Annotated in this window: 17 protein-coding genes, 2 tRNA genes and 1 pseudogene; 14 read left to right on the top strand and 6 right to left on the bottom strand. The window is 49.1% G+C overall.

Features of this window, described 5'->3' with window-relative positions; genetic code table 11:
• On the top strand, nucleotides 1-669 hold the full coding sequence (locus HV318_RS05605) for an RraA family protein (protein ID WP_182271929.1): 669 nt from the start codon (nucleotides 1-3) through the stop codon (nucleotides 667-669).
• A complete protein-coding gene (locus tag HV318_RS05600) occupies nucleotides 666-1,559 on the top strand; it encodes a DUF6282 family protein (protein WP_182271928.1) in 894 nt (297 codons plus the stop codon). Before HV318_RS05605 ends, HV318_RS05600 begins: the two co-directional genes overlap by 4 nt.
• On the opposite strand, the gene HV318_RS05595 is transcribed toward HV318_RS05600, so the two are convergent.
• Entirely contained in the window at nucleotides 1,525-2,418 is an 894-nt protein-coding gene (locus HV318_RS05595) for a LysR family transcriptional regulator (RefSeq protein ID WP_182271927.1), read from the bottom strand. The two genes, HV318_RS05600 and HV318_RS05595, sit on opposite strands and share 35 nt — an antisense overlap.
• A gap of 211 nt (nucleotides 2,419-2,629) precedes the next feature.
• Here HV318_RS05595 and ldtA point away from each other — a divergent pair, with 211 nt between their 5' ends.
• The 6 genes from ldtA to HV318_RS05565 all read left to right on the top strand — a co-directional run bounded on the left by ldtA (nucleotide 2,630) and on the right by HV318_RS05565 (nucleotide 7,898).
• Complete coding sequence (gene ldtA, locus HV318_RS05590; RefSeq protein ID WP_182271926.1) at nucleotides 2,630-3,526, top strand: L,D-transpeptidase LdtA; 897 nt, start codon at nucleotides 2,630-2,632, stop codon at nucleotides 3,524-3,526.
• A gap of 327 nt (nucleotides 3,527-3,853) precedes the next feature.
• The gene (locus HV318_RS05585; RefSeq protein ID WP_182271925.1) at nucleotides 3,854-4,636 is read left to right on the top strand and encodes an alpha/beta fold hydrolase; all 783 of its coding nucleotides are present in this window, start codon (nucleotides 3,854-3,856) and stop codon (nucleotides 4,634-4,636) included.
• 94 nt (nucleotides 4,637-4,730) lie between these two features.
• Nucleotides 4,731-5,279 (top strand): peptidylprolyl isomerase, encoded by a 549-nt coding sequence (locus HV318_RS05580; protein ID WP_182271924.1) that lies wholly within the window; start codon nucleotides 4,731-4,733, stop codon nucleotides 5,277-5,279.
• A gap of 53 nt (nucleotides 5,280-5,332) precedes the next feature.
• Nucleotides 5,333-5,659 carry a hypothetical protein gene (locus HV318_RS05575; protein WP_182271923.1) on the top strand — a complete coding sequence of 109 codons (327 nt, stop codon included), beginning with the start codon at nucleotides 5,333-5,335 and terminating at the stop codon, nucleotides 5,657-5,659.
• 10 nt (nucleotides 5,660-5,669) lie between these two features.
• Entirely contained in the window at nucleotides 5,670-6,503 is an 834-nt protein-coding gene (locus HV318_RS05570) for an MBL fold metallo-hydrolase (RefSeq protein ID WP_182271922.1), read from the top strand.
• Between the two features lie 180 nt (nucleotides 6,504-6,683).
• A complete protein-coding gene (locus HV318_RS05565) occupies nucleotides 6,684-7,898 on the top strand; it encodes an acyltransferase family protein (RefSeq protein ID WP_182271921.1) in 1,215 nt (404 codons plus the stop codon).
• Between the two features lie 235 nt (nucleotides 7,899-8,133).
• Here HV318_RS05565 and HV318_RS05560 read toward each other — a convergent pair whose 3' ends face one another.
• The gene (locus HV318_RS05560) at nucleotides 8,134-9,021 is read right to left on the bottom strand and encodes a LysR family transcriptional regulator (protein ID WP_182271920.1); all 888 of its coding nucleotides are present in this window, start codon (nucleotides 9,019-9,021) and stop codon (nucleotides 8,134-8,136) included.
• 568 nt (nucleotides 9,022-9,589) lie between these two features.
• On the opposite strand from HV318_RS05560, the gene HV318_RS05555 reads away from it, so the two are divergent.
• From HV318_RS05555 to HV318_RS05540, 4 genes are read left to right on the top strand one after another with little or no spacing between them, the layout of a single operon-like run.
• Complete coding sequence (locus HV318_RS05555) at nucleotides 9,590-11,017, top strand: bifunctional 2-methylcitrate dehydratase/aconitate hydratase (RefSeq protein ID WP_182271919.1); 1,428 nt, start codon at nucleotides 9,590-9,592, stop codon at nucleotides 11,015-11,017.
• Between the two features lie 49 nt (nucleotides 11,018-11,066).
• Nucleotides 11,067-12,209, top strand: a complete 1,143-nt coding sequence (locus tag HV318_RS05550; RefSeq protein ID WP_182271918.1) for a hypothetical protein — start codon at nucleotides 11,067-11,069, stop codon at nucleotides 12,207-12,209.
• Entirely contained in the window at nucleotides 12,206-13,186 is a 981-nt protein-coding gene (locus HV318_RS05545; RefSeq protein ID WP_182271917.1) for an aminoglycoside phosphotransferase family protein, read from the top strand. The genes HV318_RS05550 and HV318_RS05545 overlap by 4 nt, the downstream gene beginning before the upstream one ends.
• 27 nt (nucleotides 13,187-13,213) lie before the next feature.
• Nucleotides 13,214-14,599 carry a DHA2 family efflux MFS transporter permease subunit gene (locus HV318_RS05540; protein ID WP_182271916.1) on the top strand — a complete coding sequence of 462 codons (1,386 nt, stop codon included), beginning with the start codon at nucleotides 13,214-13,216 and terminating at the stop codon, nucleotides 14,597-14,599.
• Nucleotides 14,600-14,761: 162 nt separating this feature from the next.
• Here HV318_RS05540 and HV318_RS05535 read toward each other — a convergent pair.
• Nucleotides 14,762-14,837 (bottom strand) — tRNA-Asn (locus HV318_RS05535).
• A 319-nt stretch (nucleotides 14,838-15,156) separates the two neighbouring features.
• Here HV318_RS05535 and nac point away from each other — a divergent pair.
• Together nac and cbl are read left to right on the top strand one after the other, a co-directional pair.
• Complete coding sequence (gene nac, locus HV318_RS05530) at nucleotides 15,157-16,074, top strand: nitrogen assimilation transcriptional regulator NAC (protein ID WP_182271915.1); 918 nt, start codon at nucleotides 15,157-15,159, stop codon at nucleotides 16,072-16,074.
• Nucleotides 16,075-16,170: 96 nt separating this feature from the next.
• A complete protein-coding gene (cbl, locus tag HV318_RS05525; protein WP_182271914.1) occupies nucleotides 16,171-17,121 on the top strand; it encodes an HTH-type transcriptional regulator Cbl in 951 nt (316 codons plus the stop codon).
• A gap of 106 nt (nucleotides 17,122-17,227) precedes the next feature.
• On the opposite strand, the gene HV318_RS05520 is transcribed toward cbl, so the two are convergent.
• The 3 genes and pseudogenes from HV318_RS05520 to fumA form a co-directional block, all read right to left on the bottom strand.
• Nucleotides 17,228-17,303: transfer RNA gene (locus HV318_RS05520), tRNA-Asn, on the bottom strand.
• Nucleotides 17,304-17,403: 100 nt separating this feature from the next.
• Nucleotides 17,404-18,201 (bottom strand): DgsA anti-repressor MtfA, encoded by a 798-nt coding sequence (gene mtfA, locus HV318_RS05515; protein WP_182271913.1) that lies wholly within the window; start codon nucleotides 18,199-18,201, stop codon nucleotides 17,404-17,406.
• A 359-nt stretch (nucleotides 18,202-18,560) separates the two neighbouring features.
• A pseudogene (gene fumA, locus HV318_RS05510) lies at nucleotides 18,561-20,209 on the bottom strand (class I fumarate hydratase FumA).
• Between the last annotated feature and the right edge of the window lie 2 nt (nucleotides 20,210-20,211).

Below are 20,211 nucleotides of genomic sequence, written 5' to 3'. Positions count from 1 at the left end.
ATGACAACTCAACATACCCTTCAGACGCGCCTGCTGGCGCTGGATACGGCTGCCATCTCGGATGCGCTGGACAGTTTGTATATTGCGGGTGGGCTGGCCGGTATTAAGCCGCAGGCGGGTGGTAAAAAAATTGCGGGGCCAGCTTTTACCGTCAAGTATGAAGCCTGTACGCCTGAGAAAAATCAGTTTATGAATGCAGGAAATTACATTGATGAGGTACCGGCTGGGGCGGTCATTGTCGTGGACAATGGCGGACGTACAGACTGCACGAGCTGGGGCAACATTCTGACCACCAAAGCGCTGCAAAAAGGTATCGCCGGGTCGGTTATTTATGGCTCAGCCAGGGATATCGCGGATATCCGCCAGATGGGGTACTCCTTGTTTTCCAGCAATATCTATATGGTTTCCGGGAAAAACCGGGCACGGGTCAGTGCGGTACAGTGTGCGCTGGATATCGGTGGCGTGACGGTTTGCCCGGGTGACTGGGTGTTCGGGGATGACAACGGTGTTCTGGTGATCCCTGGCGAACATCTGGAAGAGGTGATCCGCCGGGCTGAAAATGTTGAGAACACGGAGCGGAAAATCATCGGTGCCATTAATGGCGGCACGTCGCTTGACGTTGCCCGCCAACAGCTTGGCTACCATGTTCCCTGGGAAGCGAAAGCATGACCCGTCAGTTTTTTGACTACTGGGCCCCCCGGTTGCGTTTCCTTGACGTCCACTATCATGCTCGTCCGGACAGCTATCACCGGCGTTATTCCGCAGCGGAGGCCGGAGAACGGTACGCCCGGCACCAGGGGGGCGTGGTGTTAAAGAATCATCTGGGGAGTGTCAGCGCTCTGGCCGCCGCGATGCAGGAGATGGCACTGCCGGTGTTTGGATCGGTGGTGCTGAACGCAGCCGCCGGGGGGATCAACCTCAACGTTGTCCGCCAGGCGTTGAGTCAGTATCAGTTCGACGGTGCTCCCCGGTTGCTGGTGCATCTGCCAACGGTGATTCCCACAGCGCACAAGAGTACGTTGTCCCGAACCTTCAGCAACGAATATGCCCGACATTTTGCCGGGCTACCGCTCACGATCGCGGATGAGGACGGTAAATTGCGCCCTGAGGTAGAGGCATTAATCTATTTCGCCAGGCATCATGACATTGTGATCTCGTCCGGGCACGCCACGAAAGATCAAACCTTGCGTCTTATTGAGGCCGTCGAGCGGGTAGGGGGTTGTCGTCTTATGCTGAATCAGCCTGCGAACCCCATGACGGGGTTCTCTGCCAGCGAGCTACGGGCGCTGGGAGAACACGACTGGCTTTATGTTGAGCAATGTGCGTTGACTGTCTACCTCGGCTATCAGCCACTTGACGATCTGTATGAGGTGCTGACAGGAGTGAATAACGTGGTCTATAGCTCCGATTTGGGTCAGCCAGGACAGCCTGACATCGGTGACTGGCTGGAAGACAGTCACCGCTGGTTTCAGGCCGCCGGGATTGACGCAGAGCGAAGAGATGCTGTCACCCGCCTGAACCCGCTCAGGATGCTGGAGCCGGGGTGGTCGCAAGGTTGAGGGTTCGGATAAAATCAATAAACGCCTGTTCTTTGGGGGACGGGTGAGGATTGATGTGCACCACATACATCGGCAGCGGTGCAGGCATAAAGGCATCAAGCGCGGTGATGATGTCGCCTGACTCAATCCCCGCTTTCAGCGTGAAGTCCGGGAGGTAACATATTCCCAACCCGTGATGCACCATACTGCAGAGATCGAGGCTGTTACTGACTCTGGAGACGTAATGAGGACGGATCTCAACGGGTTCGTCCTCAATAACAAACTTCCAGCTGCGGCGGTGATTATCAAAGTGCAGAAGACAGGTGTGCTTGTGCAGTTCGTCAGGATGCTGCGGAATGCCATGCTGCAGCGCATAGCCTCGCGAAAGACAAGTGTGTTTTCGCCAGTAGCCAATCAACGTGTAGTAAAGGTTGCTGTCGGGTAACGGTCCACACTGAAGCGCCAGATCAAAGCCGTGGCTGAACAACTCCATGCAGTGATTTCCGGTCACAATATCCAGCTTTATATTCGGATAACGCTCAAAAAATGATTTCAGATGCGGGATGACGTGCTGGTTATTAATCGAGTGGGGAATACCCACCTTGAGGCTACCGCTGATCTCGTTACTGAGACTTTTCACATCCCTGAGGCAGGATTCATATTCATCGATAATCAGCTGACAGCGCTGATAAAACTGTTCTCCTGCCGACGTCAGGGAAATGCGCCGAGAATTGCGTTTGATAAGCTGCGCATTAACTTCACATTCCAGCTTTTCAATTCTGCGGCTTATCATGGCGGGTGAGAGTTTCATGGCGATCGCCGCAGCGCGGAACCCCTGGCACTCCACCACCATTCTGAATGCTTTCATATTTTCCAGCATCGTGTCCTCCTGACCTGTTCAAGCCTCTCTATTCTGGCACGATTTCTTTAGCATATTGTGCTGGTTTTTAACATGAATAGATTACTGGATGCGGGTTTTTCTGCATGATGTGCCAGCGAAGAGATGGTCTGTTCGTATGGCTTTCCTCACAAAATCTTCAACCAGAGGTTATAGTTAGCCTATCACTACCATGTTTTATAACAGGGAAATTATGATCCGTTTATCCACGCTTGCTCTGGTGCTTGCCGCCGTCGCCCCTTGTGCTCTGGCCGTTACGTATCCGCTTCCACCTGAGGGTAGCCGTCTTGTCGGTGCCCCGTTAACGGTGGTCGTTCCGAAAGGAAATACCCAACCGCTGGAGTATTATGCTGCGCAGTACGGGCAAGGGCTGAGCAACATGCTGGAAGCCAATCCTGGCGTGGATCCCTTTTTGCCGAAAGCCGGTACTTCGCTAACCATTCCCCAGCAGCTGATTTTGCCGGACACCGCACGTCAGGGCATCGTGATTAACGTGGCTGAAATGCGGCTCTACTACTACCCGGAGGGGAGCAATACCGTGGATGTTTTGCCAATTGGTGTTGGTCAGGCAGGACGCGAAACGCCACGTAACTGGGTGACGAGAGTAGAGCGCAAGCAGGAAGCGCCAGGCTGGACGCCAACGCCGAACACCCGACGTGAGTATGCGAAAGAGGGGAAAACATTACCGGCCTACGTGCCACCGGGTGAGGATAACCCTATGGGGTTGTATGCGATCTACATTGGTAAGCTGTACGCTATTCATGGCACTAATGCCAACTTTGGTATTGGCTTGCGCGTCAGCCAGGGCTGCATCCGCCTGCGCAACAATGATATTAAATACCTGTTCGATAACGTGCCGGTAGGCACGCGTGTGCAGTTTATCGATCGTCCCGTCAAAACGACCACTGAACCGGATGGTAGCCATTGGGTAGAAGTGCATGAGCCGCTGTCACGTAACCGCGCTGAATTTGAATCGACGAATAAAGTGCCACTGCCGATCTCGCCTGCATTACGGGCGCAACTCACCGCCGAAGGCGCTGGTGCCGTGCTGGAACGTCGGTCAGGTATGCCGGTGAAGATTGGGTTCTGAATATATTGCCGGTTTTTCCGCCAGAGTGTAGCTAACGTAAAAGACTGGCAAATTCCACGCGTTATTTATACCGAAAAATCCCCCTGTATAGGGCCGTGCGCGGGTGCGGCCTCTGCTCATTAGACCCTTTCACGTATCAACAATTTCGATAGAGATATCGAAATTATCCATTAGAGCAGGGATGACAATTGCTCTAATAATACTAACAAGAATGTGGAGGACGTTATATCCATCATTTTAGTGTTTCACTGGTGTATCTGAGGGGGGGCCTGGATCACATTATGTGGAGCCTATGATAAAAGTAAAAATAATAATACGGAGCATTAAATGTTTATCCGACCACTTAAATTAACTCAGCATGTCGACGTACAGGGAGCTGAAAATGCGACGACATTGATACTTCTTCACTCCCTGGGAACGGATTTGCACCTCTGGGATTTGCAGATGCCGCGATTAACCGAACGCTATCGTGTTGTCAGACTGGATATTCGGGGGCACGGGCTAAGTGCGGTCAATGCGTTACCGTTTTCAATGTCCGATCTGGCCGATGATGTTATCTCTGTGCTGGATCACCTGAAAATCAATACGTTTTATGTCGCCGGGGTCTCGATAGGTGGCACGATAGCGCAATGGATCGGATTCAAATTGCCTGAACGGGTACTGGGTATGGTTATTATCGATACCTCACTGGTGAATGCCGCTCCACCTTCGGTATGGCGTGCGCGGGCGGAAGATGTTTTCCAGCATGGTCTTGAGCATCTTGAAAGGGGCATTATCAGCAATTGGGTTACGCCGAAATTTATCGACTCTCCCGAGGCTGATGGCCTAAGACAGATGCTGCGTCGTACAACGGTTGAAGCTTTCTCTGGCTGTTCTTTAGCTATTGCCGATACTGATTTGACAAATATGCATATTCCCGGTGTCAGGGCCGTTGTGGTCAGAGGTGCAGAGGACAAACTGACGCCACAAGATTATGCGCAGCGTCTGGCGCAAAAGCGCAATGCAGAATTACATGTCATTCCTGGTGCTTCTCATTTACCAAATTTCGAACAACCTGATGCGCTCACCGACGAAATTATTTCGTTTATCGAGAAGGTTAATACACATTGACGGTCATCAGAATCGATAAGGAGTGCATGAGCGCTGTTAATGAATAAATATAGCAGCGGGTGGAAATCCCTGTTATGGGAATGGAGTCAATTATATGAATCGTCGGTTGTTTATCGGTGGATGCCTGGGTTTATGCACTGGTGCCGTAGTGCTTCCTGCTGCGTTGAGATGGTTAGATGTTCAAGGTGAAATCATTGAGATGGAACTGAATAGCGGAACCGTAACGCTGCAATTATTTTCAGACGTTGCACCTAATCATGTAGCAAGAATAAAAACATTGGTGCAGTCATCATTTTATGAGGGTATACCATTCTCCCGGGTTATTGAGGGGTTCATGGCGCAAACGGGTGACCCGGTAAGGAATACGGAGTTTGATCACAAATCATTACCTAAGCTGGCTGCGGAATTTAATAACCTACCGTTTGAACGCGGTACTCTCGGAATGGCGAGATCGAGAAATCCGCATAGTGCCTGCCATCAATTTTTTATCACCTCAACCAGAACCCATTTTTTGGATCAAAATTATACTGCATTCGGAAAAGTCATAAAAGGTATGGAATTGATTGACCAACTCCGTCGTGGTGATGCCGGGATCGGTACGGTTGTTAATCCTGATGTTATAAAAAGAATGCGCCTAATTTAAGGTTGGGGTGGTGTAATTACGTAATGATATTTATTCACAGGAGCTGACATCAAATGCCCAGCATTGCTATTTATACATCTGCAAGTCACCGGATAGCTTCCAGTGCTTTTGCTGAGTTCTCAACTTCTTTAGCTAATCTGGCCAGGGAAATTCTGAAAGCAAAAGAAAATAATATCCACATTAGCTATTTAACTACGGAGATAGGTTTTGGGACACCTGTTTATTTTGAGGCGAAACTCAGACAGGAAGTTTTTCGTAGCAAACCTGTAATGGATGAGTTTTTGCATCAGGTTGATATCTTAATTAAAGAAAAAATGGGCGTTGTGGCGAGAATTCGCTGTTTTCTTTACGACGCTGATAGTATTAGTGCTAAAAATTGAAGGATAAATCATGAGTGAAAAATTTCCATTGAAGAATCTTGGTGATGTCTCTGTCACCGCGGTAAGCGATGGCTATCTCCAGGTTGATTTTGGACTGCTTGCAAATGTAGACGAGTCTGAGTGTAGACAAATTCAGGACAATGCCTGCATACGTGAGCATAATGCGGTTCATATTAATACTTTTCTGGTCCGACGGAAAGGGAAGAACATCCTGATCGATAGTGGTGCCGGTGGTATTAAGGGCTGGGGAGGTAACCTGGTTAACAATCTTGCTGAACTTGGGATCAAACCTGATGATATTGATGCAGTGCTGCTCACACATACCCACCCTGACCATATTGGTGGGTTGATAAACTCACAAGGAGAGGCCGTTTTTCCTTTTGCGGAATTGCTGATCAGCGCTGATGAATTTAATTACATAGAAGATGATGAAAATTTTGAGTCTGTCAGCGATCGTGTTAAAGGTAATTTCCTTTTAGCGCGGAGTATATTCAAAAAGTATCAGAATAAAATTCGTTTAATTAATGAAGGTGAGATTTTACCTGGTGTCTTTTCGATTCCCTTAAAAGGCCATACACTTGGTCATACGGGATACAGAATCGAGGGTAGTAATGGAAATTTGTTAATTTGGGGCGATATTGTCCATTTTCCCCATATCCAATTATTAAAACCAGATGTATCGATAGCCTTCGATTCGGATCCACAATTGGCAGCAGAGACACGAGTCAGGATCCTTGATATCGTTAGCTCAGACAGGATCCTTGTTGGTGGAATGCATTTGGGGGAGCAAGGATTTAGCTATATAGAAAAACGCCAGTCAGGATACGGAATTGTCGATATTTAGCAATGAACAAAGTGGTGATTGCAGAATATAAATAAGTTCTCCGTGCGTTAGTTTTTTAACAGCCTGGTTTCTATTGATCCGGGAAGATATTGCTTTGCCGTTATTAATGTTTCATACCTGTAGTCTAATATTAGTTTGGAAATAAATTGTCGATAAAAATACTATCTATAGGGGTGTGTAATGAATTTTGTAATAACCAGAAAAGTCAATGATGATGCTATTCACGGCGAAGCTAATAAAATATCGGGGAGGAACCCAATGACTACAGGAGAGTTATCGTTGCGACCCAAACTGCCTTCGATCACCGGAAGTCGATTTTGGGCCGCTTTTTTAGTCTTTTTATTTCATTCATCACTGCCCAGCGATCTTGCTCCATTTGCAGACCCAACCATTCAGCATATTTATACGGTTATGGTTAGTAAGGCCGGATGGTTAGGGGTTTCATATTTCTTTATACTAAGCGGATTTATTATGGTGTGGTCAGCCAAAGATAGCGATACTGTCGGGGATTTTTACCTGCGGCGTTTTGCTAAAATCTACCCCACTCATTGTCTGACCTGGGCCATTGCATTTATAATTGGTGCAATTAGTATTTATCAGTATAAATTATGGTCATCAAATCTACTGTTGTTGAATACCTGGTTTGACGATGTGCGATACTTCTTTGTGGGCAACAGACCCAGTTGGTCTTTATGCATTGAAGCGATGTTTTATCTCTCTTTCCCATTCCTTTTTAGAATAATGAAAGCCATACCTGAAAAGTATGATTTTCTGGGATTAATTGCTGTCACTGCAGCCTCCTTCCTGGTCCAAATGTCCATTTATAGCTGGGTTGAACCGAATAAAATGATGGGGGCTTTTCCCATTTCCCAGCATCACTTCTGGATGTCATATATTTTCCCACCAGCACGAATTTTTGAGTTTCTGGCCGGTATGTTTGCTGCGCGATTGCTGATCAATGGACGGGAAATCATGCTGCCGAAAATTACCTCGCTTGCCTTACTTGTTGCAACATATATCGGATCTATGTATATCCCATTCCAGTTCAGTATGAGTGTTGTATTTATCATTCCAGTTTGTTTGTTAATTACTTCTCTTGCGGGTGATGATTTAAAAACCAGAAAGACGGTATTTAACCATAATACATCGGTTTGGTTAGGTGAGATCTCCTATGCATTCTATATGGTACATTTTTTAGTGCTCTTCTATTTTTTGAATTTGACGGCGGGAAGGAAGTTTGATCTGGTGGAAGGAGGAGGGCTTATTGCGGTTACGCTGATTCTGTCAATTGCCTGCGCGTCATTTGTGTACAAGTACTTTGAAGTACCGATGATGAAAATCATTCTGGTGAAGTTCAGAACGAAAAAGTTGATCAGCATTCGCGAATCTTCGTAACACCGGAAATGCACTGCTACCAGGGCATTGCCTCATCAAAGCACGAGGTGGCTTCCGTTCATCCGGTGGGAGGGCATGCGTTAAGTAGATGCTCTCCCACTCTTTACTGCTTAATCAGTAAGAAACCTGAAACCTTTTATCGGCTCCTCCATAAACGACACGGTATCTCCGTTTAGTGAATTTTATCAATAGTGCTCCTGATGAAAGGATATCGTGTAATGCCTGTACAAGTATGCTAGTAGCCGACATCGCGCAGCCGTGGGTCCTGAAAGACGGAAGCCACCATATCTGTAAATTTGGCGCTATCCAGATAGGCACAGTCTGTTCGGGATAAAAGCTCTATTTTGAAATCATTGAACTGGCCGGATAGCTGATGAGTTTTTATCTTGCTCTTTACTTCACCACTGATCGAGCAACGCAATACGAGCGACACTCCTTTACCAGCGGCAATGCTTGAAAACAGCACAGGATAGGATCCACATTCAACCACGCGTTTTGGTGTGATATTTCCTTCATCGAAGAGCACATTGAAATTGCGCGTTGAAGTTGCACATTTTTTGCTACTAAGCAAAAAAACCTCGCCATCCAGACTGGATATATCGGTTATACGAGGATGACTTTTCTCAGTAATAATCACCAATTCACTGGAGAGTAATAGGGTTCGCGCATGTTGTGCATTGGAAAAACCGGCACCGATGATTACCGCATCGAACTCATTTTTATCGAAGGCGCTGAGTAAACTTATTGTATTTCCTATAGAAATGTCGATATTCCAGCCTAGATCCTGGCCTAAATCGATCAATGAACTAATAATATAGGGAGGTAAGCATTCAATTATCCCAACCCTAATGGTCAACTGACTGTTTTTAGAGTAGGAGATGTTGTTTTTGCAATCATCCGCGAGGTTAAGAATTTTTAGCGCATACTCATAAAGTATCTGGCCTTGCGCAGTAGGTGAGCACCCGTCTGTTCTTCTGTCTAAAAGGATGACATCAAGGTTATCCTCCAGGCTCCGTATTCGGTGGGAGATGCTGGATTGCACTCGATTCAGGCGCTCTGCGGCTTGGGTTATATTCCCTGTCTCCACGACTGTCACGAAGGCAAGAAGTTCACTTATCTTCATTTGAGACCTCATGCTGAAAGTTAACTCATTGTTTCGATAATATTTATAATTTATGGCAATGAGTTTGTCACTATGTTTCTAATCCAAAGTGTTGAACGAACAAAAATTGGGAGGGGTGGTTGAAATTTAATCACTTATTCCTGTCGTCACCCAAAAATCCAGTATAAATAATGATATGTTTATCAATTACTTACTGATGAGATTGTGCAGAGTTCCACAGTGTCTCCCTCCTTGTTGGCTTGCAATGAATGTTGTCGGAACGTTTTTACAGAGACGGTTTGGCATTAATCCACATATTTCTTTTTAATATCCTGCGCGCTTTAAAATCCTATTGTATCGACTACTCACACCATAATACGGCGGGGTATCAATCTTTTCGATGTATACCTCGATTTTATTCGCTGGTTTTTTATTGCCATGCAAATTACGATTTTATGTGTGAGGCCTGGATTTTTACTTTGCACTTGTAGATCAACTGGTTATCTAATTATTTATATGCAAATTTATGCCTTCCCTGGCCTTCATTATTCGTATTAGTGAAAAATTCTTTTCGTATATGGGATAAAATATGGCGCACGCTGAGTTTGATAAAATAATGATCGAGCTGGTTGACTATGCTTATGAGCAAGCAACCTTTGATAATGAGACGCTCCGCCTGGCGCGTTTTTGTCTGCTGGATTCGATAGGGTGTGCGATTGCTGCCTCTACTGATTCTGATTGTTCCAGGCTGATGCGCAGTGTGCAATTCAGTAAAAACAGCCAGGGTGTACCTGTAGTGGGCACCGCACTACGCCTGGGGCCGATCGAAGCGGCGTTTCAGATCGGCTCAATGATCCGCTGGCTTGAGTTTAACGATACATGGCTTGCGCAAGAATGGGGGCATCCATCCGATAACCTGGGGGCTATTCTGGCTGCTGCGGCGTGGCGTAGTCTCTCCGATAGTCATCAGTCGGCTGTCAATATGGCTGCCGTACTGAACATGATGATTCGTGCTTATGAAATTCATGGTGTACTGTGCCTGTCTAACTGTTTTAATGCGCTGGGCATTGATCACGTCGTGTTGGTCAAGGTGGCCTCTGCAATCGCTGCTGCCCAGATTCTGGGGTTATCAAAGGATCAAGCGCTCAGCGCACTGTCCAATGTGATTATCGATGGCCATTCTCTTAGAACCTATCGACATGCGCCAAATGCGGGGACACGTAAATCATGGGCTGCTGGAGATGCAACGGCACGTGGCCTGCAGTTTGCGCTGTTTGCGCAAACTGGTGAGATGGGATATCCAACGGCACTCACAGCCAGTCGCTGGGGATTTGATGATGCGGTACTGAGAGGACAACCGTTCAATCTGACGCGTAATTTATCAGATTTTGTCATCCAGAATATCCTGTTCAAAGTTCCCAATCCTGCTGAATATCATGCCCAGACCGCAGTTGAGGCGGCTATTTGCCTTCGTAAGCGGATAATAGATGAAGGTTATTCCCCTGAGAGTATCGAATATGTTCGTGTGGAAACCACACGTCCAGCGATTCAAATTATTGATAAATCTGGTGCACTGAATAATTCTGCCGATCGCGATCACTGTCTCCAGTACATGATTGCTGTGGGGCTTCAAACCGGAAATCTGACCATTAAGGATTTTCATGAACCGCTTGCTTCAGATCCCCGACTGGAGGCGTTACGCCAGAAAATTACCTGCACTGAACGTCCCTCTTTTACCGAAAGCTACTACGACCCGGAGAAACGCGCGATCCCGAATGCGCTCTATATCAAGTGTCATGGGATGGCGGAAGAAATATCGGCACTTATCGAATATCCGCTCGGTCATGTCCGTCGCCGTGAAGAATGTTTCGACGCACTTCTGACGAAATTCCATCTAAATCTTTCTGACAGCCCGCTGCGTGATAGGGCGGATAGTCTGGCCGAGACCCTGACGTCAGGGGCGAAGCTGGATGATATGCCCGTCATTGACTTCCTGAAAATGTTTTCATGGGATTAAGTTCTTCTCAACATATTTGCGTAAATTCATAGGGTTAAAGGTGATTGAAGTGAAAAAGGCAATACTGGTTGGCTGTGGTGCTGAGATTGGTGCAAACCTGTTGATTCAGAACGATCCGCAGCAGGATGGTTTCGCGATTCAGACCGTTGTAACGAATCCACCTTCTGTCGATAAACATTATCCAGAGTTGCGTCCGATTGACGGCATTGTGGCTCGTCTGGCTATGGCACATCCCGGTATACAATCCCGGGTCAGCATTATCAACAGTGAAACCCTGCTAGTTGACGGTCGTGAAATTCATTTCTTCTTTGGCGATTTAGCTAAAGGGGGACCGCTGGTCGAAGGGCGTTTTGATATTGGGTTTATCGCGACCAGCAAACAGGATATGGATCTGAACAGCCCTGTGGCCCGAAATATGCTGGAGCTGGCCGACGTTGTGTTGGGTGTTGCTGAGGCAGATAGCCTGCCAAGTATCTACGGTTGTCTGGGAGATCTGACCCGCGACGATATTAGCACGATACAACGCCAGGTCGTTCAATCCGGCATGTACTGTTTGGGATCCTGCCAGACCAATGGTATGCATGCTTCATTGCGTGTTGTGAGCGGCGCACTCAGCGCCATTAATTGCAACACTTCTCATATTGTGGCGGTTGAAACCGATATTGTGCATCCTGACACGCCCAATGGCGTGCTTGGTACTCGATCGTTTGAGGGACGAATGCAGGATGCGCGTGACAATCTCCGTCCTAGTTTTTCCCAAATTGCGATGAGCCAGAAAAAAGTAATGCCGTGGGCACCGCTGGTAAATACCGTATCGCTACGTGCCCCAGTTCATGCGCCAGGATATCAGATAAACCGCTTTATCGTTAAAGATAATGGCGCGTTAAGCATCAGTCTCATTGAAGAGGCTATTGAGCGTGTAAGCAAAGCGCATCCTCATATTGTCATGGGCTCCAGGACACCTCTGGGGGGACGGGCTTATGCCTATGAACGCCGGTGCTCAACAATTCTCTCTGACCCGAATCATTTGCTAATTCTCCGCCCTGCGTATCTGGCAAACCAAAATCTGAGTGAAGTCATCATCCAGTCATTTGTTAACAATACGGTCGGTTATACGGCTGTTGTTCGGGACGTAGCACGCAATATTGCGCAGGGACTACCCGTTGCCACTTTTTTGGGGATTGAGAAATGACAAGTTCACATACCGTTGATTTTTTGAGCTCTGGTTTTGTCGTGAAGACCGCGAGGTCTGAAGCTTTTAATGGAAAACTAAAAGCTGAAGTCGAGCAGATACAAGCATTATACGAAATCTATCCTGAACTTATGGTTCCGGTTTTGCACGACGGGCTGGCCGCCGGTCGGCAATTCTATGTTCTTGAAAAGAAAAACTCACTCCCGTTATCCAACATCGTGTTTGATGAGCGGCGATCGCTGGCAGAGCGGCGGAGAATTGTTCAGTCTGCGCTGGAAAATATACAAAAGGCCATCAGCCTTGAAATCGATAGCCATTCTGCGTTGGCGAACGATATGCCAGCCCGATTGATGGAGGAGTGGGAAGGTACGCGTTTTGCGCACGATCTCTTTAATAAATCGGTTTTGCTCAATGGCACCCGCTTCAATATCTCTGCCAGAGAGGTCTTTGAAAAATCGCTGGAAATGGCCAGGAGCGAAGCATTTCGTTCGGTTGAAAAGGCGCATTTCAACTTTCATTTTGGTAACGTGCTCTACAACGAAGAACGTTCTCAGACCAGCTTTATTGACCCTGATTTTTCTGTCCGTGGTCTCGATCCGCTTTTCGGTTTTTCCCGGTTTGCATTTTCGTTTTGGCACGAACTGGCCGCCGAGGTTGAAGATGCAGTCAAAATAGTACCAATGTCAGATGAACTTATGTTCGTTCTGGCGAAACAAGACTACGGCAATATTCTTAGCGAAATCCCGGAAATCGGGGGGATTTCTGGCTTGATCCCACTGATGGGCGAGAACATGCGCAATCGGTTTTATGTTCTCACTACCTACTGTTTCCTCAGGAGTATCCGTATAAACGGGAGTAAACAGGACTGGAAAGCACCACGTTCTCCCGTGATCGCCCGACCTGAAGAGGTACTTATGTTGGGCATGCTGGCTTACCTCGAAGGAGCTGGCGTTGAGAGCGAAAGTCTTTGCGCGTAATTTCATTCCAGTACAGGATTTGAGTATATGTCGTTGGTAAGCGTTAGCAGTACCTTAGAACAAGGATTTGAGACACCAAGACGCTATTTGGCTGCTGCGGCTATTTTGATAGGCGTGCTGATGGCGTCGTTGGACAGTTCCATTGTGAATATCGCTTTGCCCTCCATTGCCAGTGCATTACAGGTTGATTCGGCCTCCAGTATCTGGATTACCAACGGCTATCAGGTTGCCAGCGCGGCAACAATGCTGATTTGCGCATCGCTGGGAACACGGATAGGGGAGCGACGTTTCTACACGGCCGGGATGGTGTTGTTCACTCTGTCTTCGCTGGGCTGTAGCCTTTCGCCGACCTTTGGCGTACTGGTTGCCATGCGCGTACTCCAGGGGGGGAGTTATGCGGTGATGATAAGCGTTGGATTAGGTCTGTATCGGGTGATCTTTCCACCCGGTTCGCTGGGAACGATATTTGGACTGAATGCGCTTGTATTTGCGGTAGGCACGGCCATTGGTCCTGCATTGGGTGGTTTGATCATCTCTTACCTGTCCTGGCCCTGGTTGTTCTACATTAATATCCCGTTGGGAGGACTTGCTGTTGTGTGCGCGTTTATCTCCCTGGGAGGGGATACTGAAAAAGAGAAGGGCTTCGACTGGCGTGGGGCGATTAGCTCAGCGGCAGCATTAGGTTTGATGGTTATTGCTGTTGATCAAATCGGGCGCTGGGATAATCGCACACTGATATTTTGCGCGGTTGCGTCTGTCGTGCTGTTTGCCATTTTTTTAAAAGCCCAGATAAGTTCCAGGAACCCTTTATTGCCGCTTGATATATTTCGTTCCAGACAATACAGCTTTGCGGTGCTCTCTTCTGTTTCCATGTTTGTCGCTCAGGGGATGGCACTGGTCGGCTTGCCCTTTGTGTTGCAGCATACTTATCACTACTCCGTGCTCGAATCTGCATACATCTTTACCCCGTGGCCGGTTGCCGTGGCGTTCTGCGCCCCGCTTGCGGGCAGGCTATCAAACCGTTTCAATCCGACCCAGATATCTACTGTCGGTGTAATGGTCTTTTGCCTTGGTTTAGGCTCACTGGCCTTGTTGCCGGAAGCCGCGACGGTGGGGGATTTTCTGTGGCGCGTGGCGGTTTGCGGCATTGGTTATGGTTTCTTCCTTCCGCCAAACAACAAGGAAATGTTTTCAAATGTCGCGGCAAACCGAACGGTAACGGCCTCGGGAGTACTGTCAACCGCCAGAACTGCAGGGCAATCTATTGGTGCAGCGTTGGTTGCGATGATAATTGCATTGTTGAATGGATTAACAGGGCACGCGGGCGCGCAGTTTGCCGTCTATGTGTTTGGCGTGGCCTGTGCTATATCGGCTATATCATCTCTTGCCAGTACGTTACGTCTGCACCGGTAAGTGATTGAGGGGATCTGTACTTTATGTCAGCAGCTGGTCAATGTCGTCCGGCTGCTGACACGTTAGTCTCAATATGCGTGCGGGCAGATTGCTATGTCAGATGCGATGGAGATGAAACGCAGAAAAGCAAAAAGCCTGCTTTAAAAGCAGGCTTTTTAAATTTGGCTCCTCTGACTGGACTCGAACCAGTGACATACGGATTAACAGTCCGCCGTTCTACCGACTGAACTACAGAGGAATCGTGTGAACGGGGCGCATATTATCGACGTCAGCGGTGCTTGTCAAAGGGTGGATCAATGCCTTTTGATCGTTTGCTGACAAAATCAGCAAAGTGACGTTTTTGACAACGAAATGCACCGTTATGGTGCGGGCATACCCCTTATGGGGCAGATCATAAACTGCTGTTTCAGTAATAAAACCAACATCAATGATTAGGTTTCCTTATTTTCAGGCGGTTAGCAACAAATCAGACCTCTTTGAAAAACTGGCATTCATATTGCAAAACCTGTTCAACAACGACAGCCAGTACCGGCACAGCATTTCGAACAGGGGGCAAAATGAACTTAAGACGACTGAAATACTTCGTAAAAATCGTCGATATTGGCAGCCTGACGCAAGCGGCGGAAGTGCTGCATATCGCGCAGCCTGCGCTGAGCCAGCAAGTGGCGACTCTGGAAGGTGAGATGGATCAGCAATTGCTTATCCGCACAAAACGCGGCGTGACCCCAACAGAAGCAGGCAAAATTCTCTATACCCATGCTCGTACCATTCTGCGCCAGTGCGAACAGGCTCAGCTGGCGGTGAACAGTGTGGGTCATACGCTGAGCGGACATGTTTCCATCGGGCTGGCTCCGGGAACGGCGGCCTCCTCTATTACCATGCCGTTGTTGCAGGCCGTGCGTGCCGAACTGCCGGATGTGCTGGTTTATCTGCACGAGAACAGCGGGTCTGTACTGAATGACAAGCTGCTTAATGGTCAGCTGGATATGGCCGTGCTTTACGACCGTTCTCCGGTTGCCGGGATCACCAGCCAGCCGCTGCTGAAAGAAGATCTTTACCTGGTAGGGACGCGTGACTGCCCGGGGCAGAGCGTTGATTTAACTGCCGTTGCAGAGATGAATCTCTTCCTGCCGCGTGATTACAGCGCCGTGCGTGTGCGCGTGGACGAAGCGTTCTCGCTGCGACGTCTGACGGCAAAAATCATTGGCGAAATTGACTCTATCTCAACGCTGACCGCGGCTATTGCCAGCGGGATGGGCGTCACGGTTCTGCCGGAATCTGCCGCGCGTGCACTGTGCAGTGCGGCAAATGGCTGGATGGCGCGGATCACGACACCATCCATGAGCTTACCGCTGTCGCTGAACATGTCAGCCCGCGGTTCGTTGTCACCGCAGGCGCAGGCGGTAAAAGAAATTTTGATGTCTCTGGTGAGCAAGCCATCGCTGGAAAATCGTGAACTGCAGCTCGTGAGCTGATATTCCATAAAAGCATAAGATGCTGGTTTTTATTATTTGTTCTGCAGCTCAACTGACTTTAACAATAGTGTTATGTCAGATGTGCCGGAGTGAATCGTGAATTTCCAGCAGCTTAAAATTATCCGTGAGGCGGCCAGACGGGATTACAACCTGACTGAAGTCGCCAATATGCTTTATACCTCCCAGTCGGGCGTCAGTCGCCATATCCGCGAGCTGGAAGAAGAGCTTGGTATTGAGATTTTTATCCGCCGTGGTAAGCGCCTGCTTGGCATGACGGAGCCTGGCAAGGCATTGCTGACCATCGCGGAGAGGATCCTCAACGAGGCCAGTAATGTGCGCCGCCTGGCGGATCTCTTTACCAATGATGCTTCAGGCGTACTGACCATCGCCACGACCCACACGCAGGCACGTTACAGCCTGCCGCCAGTGATTAAAGCGTTTCGTGAGCTCTTCCCGGATGTGCGTCTGGAATTGATTCAGGGCACCCCGCAGGAAATTGACGTGCTGTTGCAAAACGGTGGGGCAGATATCGGGATCGCCAGCGAGCGGCTGAGCAACGATCCGCTGCTGGTGGCATTCCCGTGGTTCCGCTGGCACCACAGTTTATTACTTCCCGTAGATCATCCACTTCATCAGGTTTCACCGCTGACGCTGGAAGAGATCGGCAAATGGCCGCTGATTACCTACCGGCAGGGTATTACCGGACGTTCGCGCATTGACGAGGCCTTCAACCGCAAAGGGATAACGCCGGATGTGGTGCTGAGCGCCCAGGATTCGGACGTCATCAAAACATATGTTGGGTTAGGGCTGGGTATTGGCCTGGTAGCGGAACAGTCCGGTGGCGAGCATGACGTGGGGGACCTGGTGCGTCTTGATACCCGCCACCTGTTTGATGCTAATACCGTATGGCTGGGCCTCAAGCGGGGCCAGTTGCAGCGCAACTACGTGTGGCGGTTTATTGAGTTGTGCAATGCCGGGTTGTCGGTGGATGAGATTAAACGCCAGGTCATGGAGCCAGAAGAAACCGCAATTGATTACCAGATTTAGGTGAGGGGTTCTGTCAGTCCGGTAAGCTCAGCGCTGCCGGACAATTTTTCAGAACGCAGAAAAGCAAAAAGCCTGCTTAAGTTTCCTTAAGCAGGCTTCTTAAATTTGGCTCCTCTGACTGGACTCGAACCAGTGACATACGGATTAACAGTCCGCCGTTCTACCGACTGAACTACAGAGGAATCGTGTGAACGAGGCGCATGTTAATGGCCTCGCTAATTTGTGTCAACACTAAAATTAACACGCTGATTCAATTGATTAATTAAACTGCAAACTGCTGTTTTAATGAACCTGGACGGATATGTTATCGCCGGGTTCGCCATTTTTACGTAAACGCTGCAGAGGATCTTGCTGATAGAAATGGCAAAAACGTTGCCACAGCGCCGGGAAGCGGGGGGCAAAAAGCTCGGGAGCGCTGAAGAAATATTCTGACAGTACGGCAAAACACTCTGCGGGATCGGTTGCAGCGTAAGCATCAATACTGGCCGCACTTTCACCCACCAGGTCTATCTCATCCTGGATGTTATCCATTGCAGCATGCAGATCGTGCTCCCATCCCGCGACTTCACGAAGTGGGATTAGCGGTACACCACTGGCACGATCGCCGTTGCGGGTATCCAGTTTATGCGCCACTTCATGCACAATCAGGTTGAATCCCGAAGCATCGAACGAATCCTGAATATCCAGCCAGTTCAGGATAATCGGCCCTTGCTGCCAGCTTTGCCCGGACTGCACCACCCGCTGGTTATGCACCAGGCCGATATCGTCCTGCCATTCATCATCCACCACGAACGGGGCAGGGTAGATAAGCACTTCGTGGAAACCATCCAGCCACTCAATACCCAGTTCCAGTACAGGTAAACAGAAAAGCAGGGCGATACGCGTATTTTTAAGGGGATCCAGTTCGAAACCCTGTAGTGGGACCAGGCGCTTTTGCTGCAAAAAACGATCTGCCAGCTGAATCAGCTTTGACTGCTCATCCGGCTGGAGATTAGCCAGTACAGGGATCGCCAGCGCTTCATCCCACGGCAGCGCCATGCTCGGACCAGCTTCATTCGATTTCCAGGGCCACTTAATCATCGCTTTGCTCGCAAACTCGTTACCAGAACAAAATTGAAAGGTCAGGGTCTGTTAAAATGCCAACGCCTCATCATGATGGCAACCATCAAAATGGCGCGATGCCTGGGCGAGCCAGGCATCTTTTCTTCAGGTAAGTTATCATTTAGGCCGCAGAGTGAATAGCGCTTTGCAACTCTGTCATTCATTTTGTGAACTCAGTCGTGACGCTGAAACACAACCTGCTACTGAATGTTCTTTCTGGCTGGTGAGTAAAAAGATTTATGTCATTCCTGCAGTCAACAGGAAACATTAATTTTCTGAAAATCAGGGGGTTTTTATGGTGAAGGAATAAAAGCCAGGCATGGCCTGGCTTCGGGTCTTTAGCGCTGTGAACAGCCTGCGCACTGTTTGTTCTGGATCTGCTGGAAGAAGTCGTTACCTTTATCATCCACCAGGATAAACGCCGGGAAGTTCTCCACCTCGATTTTCCAGATAGCCTCCATACCCAGCTCAGGGTAAGCCACACACTCAAGGCGCTTGATGCTGTTTTGCGCCAGTACCGCCGCCGGGCCGCCAATGCTACCGAGGTAGAAACCGCCGTGTTTATGGCAGGCATCGGTCACCTGCTGGCTGCGGTTACCTTTTGCCAGCATGATCATGCTCGCACCGTGGGATTGCAGTAAGTCCACATACGAGTCCATACGGCCTGCGGTGGTTGGGCCTAACGAGCCAGAGGCATAACCTTCCGGTGTTTTGGCCGGGCCAGCGTAGTAGATTGGATGATCTTTTACGTACTGCGGCAGTTCTTCGCCGTTATCGAGCAGCTCTTTCAGCTTCGCGTGGGCGATATCGCGCGCCACGATGATGGTACCGTTCAGCGACAGGCGCGTAGACACCGGGTGAGCAGAAAGCTGCGCAGGATCTCATTCATCGGTTTGTCGAGATGAATGCTCACCACATCGCCTTCGCCCTGTTGACGCAGGGATTCAGGAATGTACTGGCCTGGGTTGTGCTCTAGCTTCTCAATCCAGATGCCGTCGCGGTTGATCTTAGCCTTGATGTTGCGGTCTGCGGAGCAGGATACACCCATTCCGACCGGGCAAGATGCACCGTGACGCGGCAGACGAATAACGCGGATATCGTGGGCAAAGTATTTGCCGCCAAACTGCGCGCCAAGCCCCAGATTTTGCGCTTCCTGCAACAGTTCCTGTTCGAGCTGAACATCGCGGAACGCCTGGCCGTGCTCGTTCCCTTCCGTTGGCAGACCGTCGTAGTAACGGGTGGAGGCGAGCTTCACGGTTTTCAGGGTGCTTTCTGCTGACGTACCGCCAATCACGAAGGCGATATGGTACGGCGGGCACGCTGCAGTACCGAGGGTGCGCATTTTCTCAACCAGATAATTTTTCAGCTTCGCAGGGGTGATCAGCGCTTTGGTTTCCTGGTAGAGATAGGTTTTGTTGGCAGAGCCGCCGCCTTTTGCCATGCACAGGAATTTGTATTCGTCGCCATCAACGCTGTAGAGGTCAATTTGCGCAGGCAGGTTAGTGCCGGTGTTGACCTCTTTATACATATCCAGCGCCGCATTCTGGGAGTAGCGCAGGTTGTCTTCGGTGTAGGTGTTGTAAACGCCCTGGCTCAGGGCTGCCTCGTCACCGCCACCGGTCCAGACGCGCTGGCCTTTTTTACCCATGATGATGGCTGTGCCGGTGTCCTGACAGGTCGGCAATACGCCTTTGGCGGCAATTTCGGAGTTACGCAGGAACTGCAGAGCCACGTATTTATCGTTCTCACTGGCTTCAGGGTCATGAAGAATGGCTGCAACCTGCTTCTGGTGTGAAGGGCGCAGCATAAAAGCAGCATCGTGGAAGGCTTGTTGTGCCAGCAGGGTCAGTGCTTCTGGCTCCACTTTCAGCACTTCCTGACCGTCGAATCCGACAACTGAGACGTGCTCTTTGGTCAGCAGATAGTATTCGGTATCGTCGTGCGCGAGCGGGAAGGGGTTCTGGTAAACAAACGGTTTATTCGACATAG

The sequence above is a fragment of the Enterobacter sp. RHBSTW-00901 genome, from assembly GCF_014103115.1.
Taxonomy (GTDB): Bacteria; Pseudomonadota; Gammaproteobacteria; order Enterobacterales; family Enterobacteriaceae; genus Enterobacter; species Enterobacter cloacae_P.
The sequence above is the reverse complement of the archived record's forward strand: the minus strand, read 5'-3'. Positions and strand labels throughout refer to the sequence as shown.

Excerpts from the sequence above, each read along its gene's own strand:
- HV318_RS05605 (WP_182271929.1), top strand. The coding sequence starts at position 1 with ATGACAACTCAACATACCCTTCAGACGCGCCTGCTGGCGCTGGATACG.
- HV318_RS05600 (WP_182271928.1), top strand. The coding sequence starts at position 666 with ATGACCCGTCAGTTTTTTGACTACTGGGCCCCCCGGTTGCGTTTCCTT.
- HV318_RS05595 (WP_182271927.1), bottom strand. The coding sequence starts at position 2,418 with ATGCTGGAAAATATGAAAGCATTCAGAATGGTGGTGGAGTGCCAGGGG.
- ldtA (WP_182271926.1), top strand. The coding sequence starts at position 2,630 with ATGATCCGTTTATCCACGCTTGCTCTGGTGCTTGCCGCCGTCGCCCCT.
- HV318_RS05585 (WP_182271925.1), top strand. The coding sequence starts at position 3,854 with ATGTTTATCCGACCACTTAAATTAACTCAGCATGTCGACGTACAGGGA.
- HV318_RS05580 (WP_182271924.1), top strand. The coding sequence starts at position 4,731 with ATGAATCGTCGGTTGTTTATCGGTGGATGCCTGGGTTTATGCACTGGT.
- HV318_RS05575 (WP_182271923.1), top strand. The coding sequence starts at position 5,333 with ATGCCCAGCATTGCTATTTATACATCTGCAAGTCACCGGATAGCTTCC.
- HV318_RS05570 (WP_182271922.1), top strand. The coding sequence starts at position 5,670 with ATGAGTGAAAAATTTCCATTGAAGAATCTTGGTGATGTCTCTGTCACC.
- HV318_RS05565 (WP_182271921.1), top strand. The coding sequence starts at position 6,684 with ATGAATTTTGTAATAACCAGAAAAGTCAATGATGATGCTATTCACGGC.
- HV318_RS05560 (WP_182271920.1), bottom strand. The coding sequence starts at position 9,021 with ATGAAGATAAGTGAACTTCTTGCCTTCGTGACAGTCGTGGAGACAGGG.
- HV318_RS05555 (WP_182271919.1), top strand. The coding sequence starts at position 9,590 with ATGGCGCACGCTGAGTTTGATAAAATAATGATCGAGCTGGTTGACTAT.
- HV318_RS05545 (WP_182271917.1), top strand. The coding sequence starts at position 12,206 with ATGACAAGTTCACATACCGTTGATTTTTTGAGCTCTGGTTTTGTCGTG.
- HV318_RS05540 (WP_182271916.1), top strand. The coding sequence starts at position 13,214 with ATGTCGTTGGTAAGCGTTAGCAGTACCTTAGAACAAGGATTTGAGACA.
- nac (WP_182271915.1), top strand. The coding sequence starts at position 15,157 with ATGAACTTAAGACGACTGAAATACTTCGTAAAAATCGTCGATATTGGC.
- mtfA (WP_182271913.1), bottom strand. The coding sequence starts at position 18,201 with ATGATTAAGTGGCCCTGGAAATCGAATGAAGCTGGTCCGAGCATGGCG.